Below are 14,151 nucleotides of genomic sequence, written 5' to 3' on the forward strand. Positions count from 1 at the left end.
GCTCCCGCCGCTGCTGCGCGGCTACCTGCGGCTCGGCGCCTGGGTGTGCGGCGCGCCCGCCCACGACCCCGCGTTCGACGTCGCCGACCTGTACGTACTGCTCCCGCTGCACCGTGTGCACCCCCGCTACCTGCGCCACTTCCTCTCCCTCGCACCCGCCTGAGGCCGGCCCACCGTGGACATCTGGCTGCCCCGCTCGCCCTGCACCCCGGCCGCCTGCGCCCACCGGCCGGACCGCCGCGCCTCCCCGGCCGGCACCCTCGCCCGCCTCACCGGCGGCCTGCTCGCCGTCCTCCTCGGCGTGCTGCTCGCCCCGCTCGCCGCCCCGCTGGGCCGTCCGGCCCGGGCCGCGCTGATGACGCTGTGGTGCCGGACCGTGCTCGCCGCCTTCGGGGTACGGGTACGGGTGCACGGCGCCGCGCCGCCCGGCGGCCCGCTCCTCATCGCCGCCAACCACGTCTCCTGGCTGGACATCCCGCTGATCGCCGGCGTCCTGCCGGGCCGGATGCTGGCCAAGAGCGACCTGCGGCGCTGGCCGGTGCTCGGCCCGCTCGCCGCCCTGGCCGGGACTCTCTTCGTCGAACGCGACCGGCTGCGCGCCCTGCCCGGCGCCGTCCGGGCCATGACCGCCGCCCTGGCCGGCGGCTCCCGCGTCACCGTCTTCCCCGAGGGCTCCACCTGGTGCGGCCGCGCCCAGGGCCGCTTCCGCCCGGCCCCCTTCCAGGCCGCCGTCGACGCGGGCGCGCCCGTCCAGCCGGTACGCCTGGCCTACCGGCCCACCGGGCCGGCCGCGTTCGTCGGCGAGGACACCCTGGCCGCCTCGCTGTGGCGGGTGGCCGCGGCCGGCGGGCTCACCGCCGACGTCACCCTGCTGCCGGTGATCCCCGCCGGCCACCCCGGCGCCGCCGACCGCCGCGCGCTGGCCCGGGCCGCCCAGGACGCGGTCCGCCCCCCGGCCGGCTGTCAGTGGGGTGTGCCAGAGTCGGACCATGTTGCGGATCACGGTGGAGACGGAGAACGGCGAGCGGCACGTGCGGCCGTCCGCGGCGGAACTGACCGCGCTGGTCCGGCGTATCGGCGGTGACGGCGACCGGTTCCTCGTGCTCCAGCGGATACCGGACCTGCCGGACGTCTTCGCCCAGGTCTGGCACGACAGCGGCGCCGCGTACACCGTGGAGCACCGCGAGGGGGCCGCGCACCTGCGGGCGCACCTGGACGACCCGCAGGCGGCGGCCGCCGCCCTGGCGGGCTGGGCCCGCCGGGAGCCGGGCTGGGACGCCGGCCCGTGCTGGTGGTCGCTGGACACGGCCCCCGCCCCCGAGGTCCCGCCGCTCGACCTGCTCGCCGCCGACCTGCACGCCCTGGAGCAGCGGGTACGGGAGGTGCTGGCCGGCGGCTACGCCACCCGCGCCGAGCTGGCCGAGCTGGCGGAGGACTACCTGGTCACCGCCGAGAGCCGGCCGGTCTCCCGGGCCCAGGCGGCGGCCCTGGCCGACCGGCTGTGGCGGGAGCGCGTCGCCGAGCAGGCCCACTGGCACGGCGAGACCGACCCCGAGCGGCTCACCCGCGCCTTCACCGCGCTGGAGGCGGCCGGGGTCACCGCCCGGGAGAACTTCACCTGCTGCCGCACCTGCGGCCACGCCGAGATAGGCGACGAGGCCGCACCGGGATCGCGCGGCTTCGTCTACTTCCACACCCAGTCGACCGACTCGGCCGCCGCCGGCCACGGACTCGCCCTGTACTACGGCGGCTTCGACGGTTCGGCGGCGACCACCGAGGCCGTCGGCCGCGAGGTCGCCGCCGCCCTGCGCGCGGCCGGCCTCACCACCGACTGGGACGGGGACCCGGGCCGCGCCATCGACGTCACCCCGCTGGACTGGCGCCGCCGCCTCGTCGGCTGACGACCGCACCAGGGCCGGCACGACGGGACCGCCGGCCCGGGGTGTCCCCGCGACCGGCGGCCCGCCCGCCTCAGGTCATGCGGCCGTCACACCGCCGTGGCCAGCGACAGCGCGAAGCGTCCCGCCTCGTCGGTCCACCAGTGCGCCAGCTCCAGGCCCGCCTCGGCCAGCTCCCCGGCCACCCTCTCCCGGCGGAACTTCGCCGACACCTCGGTGCGCATCTCCTCGCCGGCCTCGAACGCCACCGCCAGGTCCAGCTCGGGGAACTTCACGGTCAGCGCGTGCCGGGCCCGCAGCCGCATCTCCACCCACTCGCGCTCCGCGTCCCACACGGCCACATGCTCGAAGTCGTCCGGGTCCACGTCCGCGCCCAGCTCCCGCGCCAGCACCGACAGCACGTTCTTGTTGAACGCGGCCGTCACCCCCGCCGCGTCGTCGTAGGCGGCCACCAGCGTGGCCTCGTCCTTCACCAGGTCGGTGCCCATCAGCAGCGCGTCGCCCGGCGCCAGCAGGGTCCGCACCGAACGCAGGAACATCGCCCGCTCCTCGGGCAGCAGATTGCCGATCGTCCCGCCGAGGAACGCCACCAGACGCGGCCCCGGCGTCCCCGGCAGCGCCAGGCCACGGGTGAAGTCGGCGACCAGCGCGTGCACCCGCAGCCCCGGCACCTCCGCGTCCAGCGCCTTCGCCGCGCCGCGCAGCGCGCTCTCGCTGACGTCCACCGGGACGTAGTCCTCCAGACCGGGCAGCAGCGCCTCGATGAGGTGGCGGGTCTTCTCCGAGGAGCCCGACCCCAGCTCCACCAGGGTCCGCGCCCCGGTGGCCGCGGCGATCTCCCCGGCGCGGGCGAGCAGGATCTCCCGCTCGGCCCGCGTCGGGTAGTACTCCGGCAGCCGGGTGATCTCCTCGAACAGCTCGCTGCCCCGGGCGTCGTAGAACCACTTGGGCGGCAGCTCCTTCGGCGTACGGGTCAGCCCGTGCACCACGTCGGCGCGCAGGTCGGCGCCGGCGGTGTCCTCAGGAAGGGTGCGGGTCAGCAGGAACGGGCTCACGCGGGGGGCTCCTTGAGCGGTGTCAGTGAGATGTCGGTACGGCCGGCGGTCAGCACGGTGCGGTCGGGGACCTCGCGCCACGCCGGGTCGTCGTTATATGGCTCCGAGGCCACCACCGTGCGTCCCGCGGCGGCGTCCGCCAGATACCACAGCGAGTCGCCCCAGGCGGTGGCGGCGATCCTCTCGCCGTCGGTCATCAGCAGGTTCAGCCGCGATCCGGGCGCGGCCTCGGCCACCTCGTACACGGTCCCGGCCAGCGCGTCGGCCGGCGGGTCGCCGGCCAGGAGCCGGTGCCGCACCAGCGCCCACACCAGCGCCGAGTCGTTGCGCGCCTCCAGCGACAGCAGCGCCGTGTGCGGCAGCGTGCCGGCCAGCGGCGCCAGCGAGCCGGGCCAGCCGCCCACCGCCCCGTTGTGGCTGAACAGCCACCGCCCCGAGGCGTACGGCGCGGCCGCCGCCTCCGCGTCCGCGCCGGCCAGGGTGGCGTCGCGGACCGCGGCCAGCAGCGCCCCGGAGCGCACCACCCGGGCCAGGTCGGCGAAGGACAGGTCGGCCCAGATCGGCCCGGCCCGCCGGTAGCGGGCCGGACGGGGGTCGCCGTCCGCGTACCAGCCCACCCCGAAGCCGTCGGCGTTCACCGTGCCGCTGCGCTGCCGGCGCGGCTCCCAGGACTGCCGGTACAGCCCGTGCTCCGGCGCGGACAGCACCTCGCCGAGCGGCGCCGGCGGACCCAAGTAGGCGATGTGGCGGCACATCAGCGGCCGCCCGGGGCGCCGGGCGCGGCGGCGTCCGCGTCGCGCGCGGTGCGGAACCCGGAGAAGATCTGCCGGCGCACCGGCAGGTCCCAGTTGCGGAAGGTGCCCCGGCAGGCCACCGCGTCCACCGCGAACGAGCCGCCGCGCAGCACCTTGTGCCCGGGCCCGAAGAACACCTCCGAGTACTCCCGGTAGGGGAACGCCGCGAAGCCCGGGTAGGGCAGGAAGTCGCTGGAGGTCCACTCCCACACGTCGCCGATGAGCTGCCGCACGCCCAGCGGCGAGCGCCCGGCCGGATAGCTGCCGGCCGCGGCGGGCCGCAGGTGGCGCTGGCCCAGGTTGGCGTGGTCGGGGCCCGGGTCCGCGTCGCCCCACGGGTAGCGCAGCGAGCGGCCGGTGGCCGGATCGTGCCGGGCGGCCTTCTCCCACTCCTCCTCAGTGGGCAGCCGCCGCCCCGCCCAGCGGGCGTAGGCGTCCGCCTCGTACCAGCTCACATGCAGCACCGGCTCGTCGGCCGGCACCGGCTCCCCCACGCCGAACCGGCGCCGCAGCCACTGGCCGCCCTCCCGCCGCCAGAACAGCGGGGCGGCGATGGAGTGCTCCCGGATCTGCGCCCACCCCTCCGGCGCCCACCACCGCTGCTCGGTGTAGCCGCCGTCCTCGATGAACTCCAGATAGGCGCCGTTGGTCACCGGCACGGTGTCGATGAAGAACTCCGGCACCACCCGCACATGCGCCGGGCGCTCGTTGTCCAGCGCCCACGGCTCGGTGGAGGTGCCCATGGTGAACGGCCCGGCCGGCACCCGGACCTCGGCCGGCAGCCCCGCCGCGCCCGCGCCGCCCGACGGCGGTTCCGGCGCGGTCAGGGCCGGTGCGCCCCTGCGCAGCTGGTGGGTGATCAGCATCGTCTCGTCGTGCTGCTGCTCGTGCTGGGCGACCATCCCGAACGCGAACGCCGCGTCCAGCAGCGGCCGGCCCTCCAGCGGGGTGCGCTCCAGCACGTCCAGCACCCGGCCGCGTACGTCCAGCGCGTACGACCGGGCCTCGGCGGGCGCGAGCAGCGGCAGCGTGGGCCGGGCCGCCCGCGGATGCTCGAAGGCGTCGTAGATCGAGTCGATCTCCGGGCGGATGGCGGGCGCGCCCGCCACCGCCCGCACCAGCCACTGCTCCTCCTGGTTGGAGATGTGCGCCAGGTCCCACACCAGCGGCGACATCAGCGGCGAGTGCTGCGCGGTCAGGTCCCGCTCGTCCACGCACTCGGTCAGCAGCGAGGTCCGCGCCCGGGCGGTGGTGAGCGCCTCCAGCGCCCGCCGCCGCAGCGCCTCGGGATCGGCAGCAGCCGTCTGCCCGTTCATATGCCGAGATCCTTCCCGGTCCGGCCGGTGCCGGCCATGGAGGTCAGGGGAGCGTCGGCGGGACAGCGTCCCGGGCCGACGTGGCGCTCGTGGAACGCGTCCACCGCGTCCAGCACGGCCGGGGCCGCGCCCAGCCGGGGCAGCGCCTCGCGGGCCAGCGCGAAGCACTCCAGCGCGGCGGCGTGCAGCGCGGGCGCCGCGAGCCCGTGCCGGGCCGCCTCCCGCCACAGCGCGCTGCGCGGCGGGGCCGCCCCCTCGGGCGGGCCCAGGTGCCGTACCGCCTGGTAGGCGGCCTCCGCCGCGCCCGGGTCGTCGAACAGCGCGGTGACCACAGCCAGCGGCACGATCCAGCCGTCCTCGCCCGGCTGGGCGTCGATCATCCGCAGCTCCAGGTGGCCGCGCGGCCGCACCGGCGGGAACAGCGTCGTCAGGTGGTAGTCCAGGTCCGCCCGGGTGACGGGGCGGGGCCGCCCGGAGCGCAGCCAGTCCCGCAGGGTCAGCCCCTGCGGCACCGCCCAGGGGCCGTCACCCTCCCCGCGTACGCACATCACCGGCGTGTCCAGCGCGTGCGCCGTCCAGGCCGAGCGCGGGTCGCGGCGCAGGTCGGGGGCGAGCCCGCGCAGCGGATCCAGGTCGGTCCACAGGCCCTGCCGGGTGGAGCGGTGGCCGGTGGACCGCCCGTGCAGCACCGGCGAGTTGGCGAACGCCGCCACCAGCACCGGGCCCAGCAGATGCGCCAGCCTCCAGCGGCGCCGGTAGCCCTGCGGACCGGGCGCCTCGTACCCGGCGTCCAGGCAGACCTGCACCGAGGCCGAGTCCCGCATCATCGCCCGCCCGGCCGGCCCGGAGCGGTCGAGATACGCCTCCATGGCGTCGTAGCGCGGCTCGCGCAGCAGCCGGTCGCGCTGCGGGCGGTAGGGATCGGTGCCGGCCCCGGTCAGCACGAGCCCGGCCGAGCGGAGCACCCCGCGCACGGCCGCCAGATCGGCCGAGACGGTGGTCACGCACTCCATCAGGGAGGCAGCGGGCGGCGAGCTGAGCTCAAGCTGCCCGCCCGGTTCGAGGGTCAGCGGCGAGGCCAGCGGCAGGGTGCGCAAGCGCGCCACCGCCTCGCCCAGCCGGGACGCGGACACCGGACGGTAGGGGTCGGCGAGGTCGTGGACGAACCACTCGACCTCCACGCCGACGGTCCGCGGCGGCCCCGTCTTGAAGCAGATACATCGCAGGCGGTCCTCGGCCTCGCCCAGGGCGAGCGGTCCGCCGCTCTCAGGTGCCTCGCACACCGGCATTCCCGGTTCCCTCCGGTCGATGGGCGCCCCGGGGGGACCACGTCCGCGCCCCCCAGGACGTGTTCCGCCACAGGCGTGTCCACTCCACCTAAGCCACCCTCCGGTGATCCCACAAGACCGCCTCGGGCAGCGAAATCCGCTTGTCGGCCGCCGGGTTGATTATCGACGATGCCGGGTATGAGCGCACGTCTGCGGGAGATCGCCCGCCGCACCGAGAAGATCGTCCAGGCCGGTTCCTACCGGGCCCCGGACGGCCGTGACGTGGTCATCGCGCCCCAGGTCGAGGCGGCCCTGGCCGGTACCCGGCTGTACGGCCCGGACCCGGTCCCGGCACCCTCGCGGGCCCCCGGGGCGGGCCGGCCGCCAGCCGTCTCCATCACGGTCACCGTCACCGGCGAAGCGTCCGTCCAGGCCGCCCGCCGACTGGCCGCGGCCGCGCCGGACCCGGTCGCGGTGCTCAACTTCGCCTCCGCCCGCAATCCCGGCGGCGGCTACCTCAACGGCGCGCAGGCGCAGGAGGAGACGCTGTGCCGCGCCTCGGCCCTGCACGCCACGCTGCTGCGCGCGCCGGAGTTCTACGCCCACCACCGCGCACACCCCGACCCGTTCTACTCCGACCGGGTCATCCACTCGCCGGGCGTCCCGGTCTTCCGCGACCACCGCGACGAACTGCTCGCGCGGCCCTCCAGCGTGGGATTCCTCACCTCGCCCGCCCCCAACGCCGGCGTGATCCGCCGGCAGACCCCGGAGCGGGCCGCGCTGATCCCCGCCGCGCTCGCCGCCCGGGCGGCGCGGGTGCTCCGGACGGCGGCCGCCTGCGGCTACCGGCGCCTGGTGCTCGGCGCCTGGGGCTGCGGCGTCTTCCGCAACGACCCGGCCCAGGTGGCCGACGCCTTCCGTGCGCTGCTGACCGGATCCGGCCCCTTCGCCGGCCACTTCGACGAGACCGTCTTCGCCGTGCTGGACCGCACCCGCGACCGGAGCGCCCTCGCCGCCTTCCAGACCGCCTTCCCCGCCGCCGCGACCGCGCCGTCGGCTCAGGCAGCCGTCCAGCCGTAGCGCTGCGCCAACCGGCTCACGACCGCGTCGAACCGGTCCCGTCCGAGCGCGCACGCCTCGCGCCGCATGCCGTCCTCGTGCACCCGCAGCACCCGGTCCAGGTCCACCCAGGACTCCCGGGCCTCCCGGTCCCAGGGCCCGGACCCGATCGCCGCCCACTCCCGCTGCCCGTCGTGCGGGCGGCTGGAGAGCTGCACGGCCAGGAAGGTGCCTTCCGGCTCCCGGGCCACCACCAGCACCGGCCGGTCCTTGCCCCGGCCGTCGCGCTCCTCGTACGGCACCCAGGTCCAGACGATCTCGCCCGGGTCGGGCGCACCGTCGGTGTCGGGGGCGTACGCGATCCGGACCGGCCCCACGTCCTGGGGCCGCGCCTCGGTGGTCGCGGTCGGGCCGAAGCGGCCGGGCAGGTCGGAGGAGCCGTCGAGGTCGCCGTTGGCGTTGGAGAACGTCGTCATCCGTCCCACCGTACGACCTGGTGGCGGCCGGTGCGCCAGGCGGGGCCGGGCGGAGGCGCAGGGGTGCGCGGCGCGGGCCGGTTCTCTACCGTCGCCTCCATGAGCGCACACCCCGCACAGCCGCCGTCCTTCGAGGTCCTGATCGTTCCCGCTCCCGAGGAGGGCCGCGATCCCGGCCGCCTCGCCGAGGTCGCCGTCCGCACCGCCGTGGTGCGGGCGACCGGCGAGCTGGGCGCCTCCGGCTTCCCCCGCTACGCCGGCGGCGGCCTGGAGGCCGACATCGACCCGGCCACCCCGGCCGTGGAGGCGCTGCTGGTGGACGGCGAGGAACTGGACTACGGCCTGGTCGCCCGGGTGCGCTGACCGCCCGGCCGATCGTTCGGGCGGGCGTTGACAGGGCGCACCGCCGAGGCGGAGACTCGCCCGGACCACCGGCGGTCCACGACGGGTCGCGCCGGGCCGGGCGAGGAGCTGGGAGAGGCCCCGATGACCATCCGCGACGTCTACGTCGTCGACGCCGTCCGCACTCCGGTGGGCCGCTTCGGCGGCGCCCTGTCGACCGTCCGGCCGGACGACCTCGCCGCGCACGTCGTCCGGTCGCTGGTCGGACGCACCCCGGACCTCGACCCGGCCAGGATCGACGACGTCGTCTTCGGCGACGCCAACGGTGCCGGCGAGGACAACCGCGACGTGGCCCGGATGGCCGTCCTGCTGGCCGGGCTGCCCGTCTCGGTCCCCGGGGTCACCGTCAACCGGTTGTGCGGCTCGGGTCTGGAGGCCGTCATCCAGGCCGCCCGCGCGATCGCCCTCGGGGACGCCTCGGTCATGCTGGCCGGCGGCGTGGAGTCGATGTCCCGCGCGCCCTGGGTGCTCCAGAAGCCCGAGCGGGCCTTCCCGGCCGGCCACCAGCAGATGTACTCGACCACCCTCGGCTGGCGGATGACCAACCCGCAGATGCCGCCCGAGTGGACCGTCTCGCTCGGCGAGGGCGCCGAGCTGGTCGCCGACCGGCACGGCGTCACCCGGGAGCAGCAGGACGCCTTCGCCCTGGCCAGCCACCGGAAGGCGGCCGAGGCGTGGGCCAAGGGTTGCTACGACGACGAGGTCGCGCCCCTCCCCGGGGTGGCACTGACCCGTGACGAGTCCATCCGCGACGACACCTCGCTCGCCGCGCTGGCCCGGCTGAAGCCGTCCTTCCGCGCCGACGGCGGCACCGTCACCGCGGGCAACGCCTCACCGCTGAACGACGGCGCGGCGGCGCTGCTGCTCACCGACGAGGAGGGGCTGCGCGCCACCGGCCGCGAGCCGCTGGCCCGGATCCGCGCCTCCGCCGTCACCGGGATCGAGCCGCAGCTCTTCGGCCTCGGCCCGGCGGAGGCGGTGCGCCGGGCCCTGGCAAGGGCCGGTCGCGACCTGGGCGGGCTGACCGTCTTCGAACTGAACGAGGCGTTCGCCGCGCAGGCGCTGGGCTGCCTCGCCGAGTGGCCCGAGCTGGACCCGGCGGTGGTCAACCCGCGCGGCGGCGCGATCGCCATCGGACACCCGCTCGGGGCCTCCGGTGCCCGGCTGGCCGGCGCGGTCGCCCACCAGTTGGCCGCGGCCGGCTCCGGCACCGGGGTCGCCGCCCTGTGCATCGGCGTCGGCCAGGGCCTCGCCCTCGTCCTGGAGCGCTGACCCGCCCGCGAATGCGCCTTCCGGGCGGCGGCGGGCGCCCTCAGCCCTGCTGCGGCTCGCCGCCGGTCGCGTTCTCCGCGATCGACGCCCGGATCGCCTCCATGTCCAGTTGCCGCGCCTGCCCGATCACGTCCTCCAGCGCCGCCTCGGGCAGCGCGCCGGGCTGGGCGAACACCGCGACCTTGTCCCGCACCACCATCAGCGTGGGGATGGACTGGATCTGGAAGGCGGCGGCCAGCTCCGTCTGCGCCTCGGTGTCCACCTTGCCGAAGACCAGGTCGTCGTGGCGCTCGGACGCCGCCTCGTACACCGGGGCGAACTGGCGGCAGGGACCGCACCAGGAAGCCCAGAAGTCGATCAGGACGAAGCTGTTCTCGTTCATGACCTGATCGAAGTTGTCCTTGGTCAGCTCGACCGTGCTCATGCTGGCTCCCTCTTTCCGCTACCTGCTGCCTGCGTCCTGCTTCCTGGCCCCGCCGTGACACCGGTGCGCCCGACAGGGCCCCGAACCCTTTCCGGGCCCCCGGGCGACTGCCCGTGTGGCCACCAACCACACGTACCACCACACTGTTCCCCATGACACATTCGGTGGAATACGACGTCGTGGTGGTGGGCGCGGGCCCGGTCGGGGAGAACGTCGCCGACCGGGCCGCGGCGGCGGGACTGAGCGTCGCGGTGGTGGAGAGCGAACTCGTCGGCGGCGAATGCTCGTACTGGGCCTGCATGCCCAGCAAGGCGCTGCTGCGCCCCGGCCTCGCCCGCGCCGACGCGCGCAGGCTCCCCGGACTGCGGGACGCCGTCCAGAGGCCGCTGGACGCCGAAGCGGTCCTCGGCCGGCGCGACTCCTTCACCTCGCACTGGAAGGACGACGGCCAGGTCGGCTGGCTGGAATCGGTCGGCGTCACCCTGGTCCGCGGCCACGGCCGCCTCGACGGACCCCGGCGGGTCGCCGTCACCGGCGGCCCCGATGGCGACACCGTGCTCACCGCCCGCCACGCGGTCGCCCTGTGCACCGGCACCCGCGCCGTCCTGCCCGAGCTGCCCGGCATGGCCACCGCCGACCCCTGGACCAGCCGCGAGGCCACCAGCGCCAAGCAGGTCCCGGGCCGGCTCGCCGTGGTCGGCGGGGGAGTGGTCGGCGTCGAGATGGCCACCGCCTGGCAGGCGCTCGGCTCCCAGGTCACCCTGCTGGTCCGCGGCGACGGCCTGCTGCCCCGGATGGAGCCCTTCGCCGGCGAGCTGCTCACCGCGGCGCTCACCGACGCCGGGGCGAGCGTCCGCACCGGCGTCTCGGTCACCGCGCTCGACCGACCCGGTCCCGGCTCCCCGGTCACCCTCACCCTGGACGACGGCGGCTCGGTCGAGGCCGACGAGGTGCTCTTCGCCACCGGCCGCGCCCCGCGCACCGGCGACCTCGGCCTGGAGACGGTCGGCCTCCAGCCCGGCTCCTGGCTCACCGTCGACGACTCCTGCCTGGTCGAGGGCACCGACTGGCTGTACGCCGTCGGCGACGTCAACCACCGGGCGCTGCTGACCCACCAGGGCAAGTACCAGGCCCGCATCGCCGGCGCGGCCATCGGCGCCCGCGCGGACGGCGCCGCCCCGCTGGACACCGCCGCCTGGGGCCCGCACGCCGCCACCGCCGACCACGCCGCCGTCCCCCAGGTCGTCTTCACCGACCCCGAGATCGCCGCCGTCGGCCTCACCCTCGCCGAGGCCGAGGCGACCGGCCGCCGGGTGCGCGCCGTCGACTACGACCTCGCCTCCGTCTCCGGCGCGAGCCTCTACGGCGACGACTACAAGGGCCGCGCCCGGATGGTCGTCGACCTGGAGCGCGAGATCCTGCTCGGCGTCACCTTCGCCGGCCCCGGCGTCGGCGAACTCCTCCACTCCGCCACCGTCGCCGTCGCCGCCGAGGTCCCCATCGCCCGCCTCTGGCACGCCGTCCCCGCCTACCCCACCATCAGCGAGGTCTGGCTCCGGCTGCTGGAGACCTACCGCGGCTGACCCCGGCCGGGGGCGCCCCACCCTTCCGGGAGCGGGGCGGCCCCGGTTCCTGCCACGGCCGCCGACCGGGGCGTGCGCCGGCTGGGGCGGTCCTGCCCCGGGTGCGGCGCTCGGCCGGCCGGCCCCCGGCAGGCGTCGCGGCGTCCGTCGAGCCGGACGCCCGCCGAACGCCCGTACTCACCCCGTACCTGAGTACCCGTACGCTGTCCGGCCCCCGGCCGCCCCGCGGAGGGTGGCCCCATGACCACCCCGACCGTGCGCGCCCTCGCCGAGCGCACCCCCGACACCCGCGACCGCTACGTCGACCTGCTGCGGGTCGCCTCGCTGGCGACCGTCGTCGCCGGCCACTGGCTCATGGCGGCCGTCACCGCCACCGGCGGCCGGGACGTCGGCGTCACCAACCTGCTCGCGGTCGTTCCCGCGCTCCAGGTGCTGACCTGGCTCCTCCAGGTCATGCCGGTGTTCTTCTTCGTCGGCGGCTTCTCCCACGCGCTGTCCTACCGCTCCGCCGCCCGCCGCCACCCCCGGCGGGCCGTCTACGCCGCGTTCCTGCGCGGACGCCTCCAGCGCCTGCTCCGCCCCACCCTGGTCTTCGTCCTCGTCTGGGGCGCCCTCGCGTTCGCCGTCCAGGTGCTCGGCGGCGGCGGGGGAGTGACCGGCGTCGCACTGCGGCTGGTCGCCCAGCCGCTCTGGTTCATCGGCGTCTACCTGGCCATGGCCGCCTTCACCCCGCCGCTGCTGAAGCTGCACGAACGCCACGGCTGGGCCGCGTTCGCCGGGCTCGTCACGGCCGCCGCCGCCACCGACGTGCTGCGCTTCGCCCTCGCCGTCCCCTTCGTCGAGTTCCTCAACTTCGCCTTCGTCTGGCTCGCCGTCCACCAGCTCGGCTTCCTGCGCGCCGACGGCATGATCCGCCGGCCCGCCGTGCTCGCCGCCACCGGACTCGCCGGCGCGGCCCTCCTCGTCGCCCTCGGCCCGTATCCGCTGTCCATGGTCGGCATGCCCGGCGAACGGGTCTCCAACATGGCCCCGCCCACTCTGGCGCTGCTCTGCCACGGCCTGTGGCTGGTCGGCGCGGTGGAGCTGCTGCGCGGCCCCGGCACCCGGCTCACCGCCCGGGCCCGGGTGTGGCGGACGGTGGTGGCCGCCAACGGGATCGCCATGACCGCGTTCCTCTGGCACCTCACCGCCCTGCTCGCCGTGTACGGGGCCGCCCTCGCCGCCGGCCTGGCCCTGCCCGCGCCCGCCTCCGCCGCCTGGTGGGCCGGCGTCCCGGTCCGGCTCGCCGCGGCCGCCGTCCTCACCGCGCTGCTCGTCGCCGCCTTCCGCCGCTTCGAACGGCCCGTCCCGGCCGGACCCGTGCCGCCGCCCGGGACGGGACCGGTGGCCGCGGCCGGCGTCACGCTCTGCCTCCTGGGCGTCCTCGCCCTGTCCATGACCGGCTTCGGCGGCCTGCTGGAGGGCCGCACCGCCCTGCTGCTCGGCGTCCCGGTCACCGCCCCGGCCGCCGTCGCCATGACCCTGGCCGGCTGGCTGCTCGTCGAGGCGGCCGGCCGCGGCGGCGCCACCCGCCGCTGACGCTCAGGCCCCGCCCTTGGAGCGGGCCCGCTCCCCGGCCCGCTCCCGCAGCCACTGCGACAGCGAGGTGGCAGCCGCCGTCAGGAAGACGAAGTTGTAGACGATCTGCAGGATCGTCACCAGCCGGGCCGCCTGCCCCTGCGCCGTGATGTCCCCGAACCCGACCGTCGCCAGCGTCACCATGGTGAAGTACAGCGCGTCCAACCGGGTGTACAGGCCCGCGAACTCCCCCGGATGCTTGGCCAGCGCGAAGTAGCCCGCCGAGAACACCAGCACCGACAGGCACACCAGCAGCGGGATCGTCACCCCCGGCCGGATGTCGCGCCGCTCCGCCAGCACCCCCCTGATCTGCCCCAGCAGCATCACGGCCACCGCCGTCAGGGCCGCGATGAACACCGTCCAGCTCACACTCGGGCGGTGCGGACCGAACAGGTCCAGCGGCAGCAGGAAGTACGCCGCCACCATCACCACCACCGCCCCCACCGGCCACGCACCCCGAAGCCGCCCCGGCGGCCCGGACCGCCGCCGCGTCCTCAGCACTTCACCGCCGCCTGCGAGGCCGCGATCGCCTGGTCCAGCGCGGCGAGCTGCGGCCGGATCCGGCGCACCGCGTCCGGTGCGGCGACGTTCCCCGGCAGCGCGTCCACCGCCCGCCGCACCTCGTCGTACGCGTCCGCCACCGCGCCCGCGCCCGCCCGCGGCACCCCCTCGGCGCTGCGCCGCACCAGCTCCAGGTCGTGCGCCGCGTCGGCCCGCAGATCACGCACGTCGGCCGCGCCCCGCCAGCGCGGATCCAGATCCGCGAGCTTCCCCGCGTCCATCCGCAGCGCCCCCAGGTCGGCGCAGAAGGCGTCCACCCTGGCCGTCTGGCGCTGCCGGGCGGTCATCCCGTCCCCCGAGCAGCCGGCGGTCAAGGCCAGCAGGGCGGCGCAGCAGGGGACGGCGAGGAAGGCGCGGTTCAGACCCATGCCCCCATGCAAGACCGCCCGCCCCGCCGCTGCCCCCGGATCCGCGCCGAACGGGTGA

15 protein-coding genes and 1 pseudogene are annotated in these 14,151 nt (G+C 76.4%); 8 read left to right on the forward strand and 8 right to left on the reverse strand.

Annotated elements, in window-relative coordinates:
- The 3 genes and pseudogenes from C6N75_RS31565 to C6N75_RS12185 all read left to right on the forward strand — a co-directional run.
- Positions 1 to 163, forward strand: a pseudogene (locus C6N75_RS31565) (GNAT family N-acetyltransferase); the annotation flags it as partial.
- Positions 164 to 175: 12 nt separating this feature from the next.
- Entirely contained in the window at positions 176 to 1,084 is a 909-nt protein-coding gene (locus C6N75_RS12180; RefSeq protein WP_258177371.1) for a lysophospholipid acyltransferase family protein, read from the forward strand.
- The gene (locus C6N75_RS12185) at positions 990 to 1,901 is read left to right on the forward strand and encodes a DUF6891 domain-containing protein (RefSeq protein WP_105868894.1); all 912 of its coding nucleotides are present in this window, start codon (positions 990 to 992) and stop codon (positions 1,899 to 1,901) included. The genes C6N75_RS12180 and C6N75_RS12185 overlap by 95 nt, the downstream gene beginning before the upstream one ends.
- An 86-nt stretch (positions 1,902 to 1,987) precedes the next feature.
- Here C6N75_RS12185 and egtD read toward each other — a convergent pair whose 3' ends face one another.
- From egtD to egtA, 4 genes are read right to left on the reverse strand one after another with little or no spacing between them, the layout of a single operon-like run.
- Positions 1,988 to 2,953 carry an L-histidine N(alpha)-methyltransferase gene (gene egtD, locus C6N75_RS12190; RefSeq protein WP_105868895.1) on the reverse strand — a complete coding sequence of 322 codons (966 nt, stop codon included), beginning with the start codon at positions 2,951 to 2,953 and terminating at the stop codon, positions 1,988 to 1,990.
- Entirely contained in the window at positions 2,950 to 3,708 is a 759-nt protein-coding gene (gene egtC / locus C6N75_RS12195; protein WP_105868896.1) for an ergothioneine biosynthesis protein EgtC, read from the reverse strand. The genes egtD and egtC overlap by 4 nt, the downstream gene beginning before the upstream one ends.
- Positions 3,708 to 5,063 (reverse strand): ergothioneine biosynthesis protein EgtB, encoded by a 1,356-nt coding sequence (egtB, locus tag C6N75_RS12200; protein ID WP_105868897.1) that lies wholly within the window; start codon positions 5,061 to 5,063, stop codon positions 3,708 to 3,710. The genes egtC and egtB overlap by 1 nt, the downstream gene beginning before the upstream one ends.
- Positions 5,060 to 6,352: an ergothioneine biosynthesis glutamate--cysteine ligase EgtA gene (gene egtA, locus C6N75_RS12205; RefSeq protein ID WP_105868898.1), complete on the reverse strand. Its 1,293-nt coding sequence runs from the start codon at positions 6,350 to 6,352 to the stop codon at positions 5,060 to 5,062. The genes egtB and egtA overlap by 4 nt, the downstream gene beginning before the upstream one ends.
- A 177-nt stretch (positions 6,353 to 6,529) precedes the next feature.
- Between egtA and C6N75_RS12210 the strand changes: the two genes are divergently transcribed.
- Positions 6,530 to 7,411: a TIGR02452 family protein gene (locus C6N75_RS12210; RefSeq protein ID WP_105868899.1), complete on the forward strand. Its 882-nt coding sequence runs from the start codon at positions 6,530 to 6,532 to the stop codon at positions 7,409 to 7,411.
- Here the strand turns inward: C6N75_RS12210 and C6N75_RS12215 are convergent.
- A complete protein-coding gene (locus tag C6N75_RS12215; RefSeq protein ID WP_105868900.1) occupies positions 7,390 to 7,866 on the reverse strand; it encodes a type II toxin-antitoxin system PemK/MazF family toxin in 477 nt (158 codons plus the stop codon). The genes C6N75_RS12210 and C6N75_RS12215 overlap by 22 nt on opposite strands.
- Positions 7,867 to 7,965: 99 nt before the next feature.
- Here C6N75_RS12215 and C6N75_RS12220 point away from each other — a divergent pair, with 99 nt between their 5' ends.
- Both C6N75_RS12220 and C6N75_RS12225 read left to right on the forward strand, forming a co-directional pair.
- Positions 7,966 to 8,229, forward strand: a complete 264-nt coding sequence (locus C6N75_RS12220) for a hypothetical protein (protein ID WP_105868906.1) — start codon at positions 7,966 to 7,968, stop codon at positions 8,227 to 8,229.
- A gap of 123 nt (positions 8,230 to 8,352) precedes the next feature.
- Positions 8,353 to 9,540: a thiolase family protein gene (locus tag C6N75_RS12225; protein ID WP_105868901.1), complete on the forward strand. Its 1,188-nt coding sequence runs from the start codon at positions 8,353 to 8,355 to the stop codon at positions 9,538 to 9,540.
- 40 nt (positions 9,541 to 9,580) lie between these two features.
- On the opposite strand, the gene trxA is transcribed toward C6N75_RS12225, so the two are convergent.
- Entirely contained in the window at positions 9,581 to 9,964 is a 384-nt protein-coding gene (trxA, locus tag C6N75_RS12230; protein ID WP_105868902.1) for a thioredoxin, read from the reverse strand.
- Between the two features lie 152 nt (positions 9,965 to 10,116).
- Here trxA and C6N75_RS12235 point away from each other — a divergent pair, with 152 nt between their 5' ends.
- Entirely contained in the window at positions 10,117 to 11,547 is a 1,431-nt protein-coding gene (locus C6N75_RS12235; protein ID WP_105868903.1) for a dihydrolipoyl dehydrogenase family protein, read from the forward strand.
- Between the two features lie 240 nt (positions 11,548 to 11,787).
- Positions 11,788 to 13,125, forward strand: coding sequence for an acyltransferase family protein (locus C6N75_RS12240; protein ID WP_105868904.1), 1,338 nt, complete (start codon positions 11,788 to 11,790; stop codon positions 13,123 to 13,125).
- A gap of 3 nt (positions 13,126 to 13,128) precedes the next feature.
- On the opposite strand, the gene C6N75_RS12245 is transcribed toward C6N75_RS12240, so the two are convergent.
- Both C6N75_RS12245 and C6N75_RS12250 read right to left on the reverse strand, forming a co-directional pair.
- Positions 13,129 to 13,608, reverse strand: coding sequence for a potassium channel family protein (locus tag C6N75_RS12245; RefSeq protein WP_322888048.1), 480 nt, complete (start codon positions 13,606 to 13,608; stop codon positions 13,129 to 13,131).
- Positions 13,609 to 13,658: 50 nt separating this feature from the next.
- Positions 13,659 to 14,093, reverse strand: coding sequence for a hypothetical protein (locus C6N75_RS12250; protein ID WP_105868905.1), 435 nt, complete (start codon positions 14,091 to 14,093; stop codon positions 13,659 to 13,661).
- Positions 14,094 to 14,151 lie beyond the last annotated feature (58 nt).

Source organism: Streptomyces solincola, assembly GCF_002982015.1.
Lineage (GTDB): Bacteria > Actinomycetota > Actinomycetes > Streptomycetales > Streptomycetaceae > Streptomyces > Streptomyces solincola.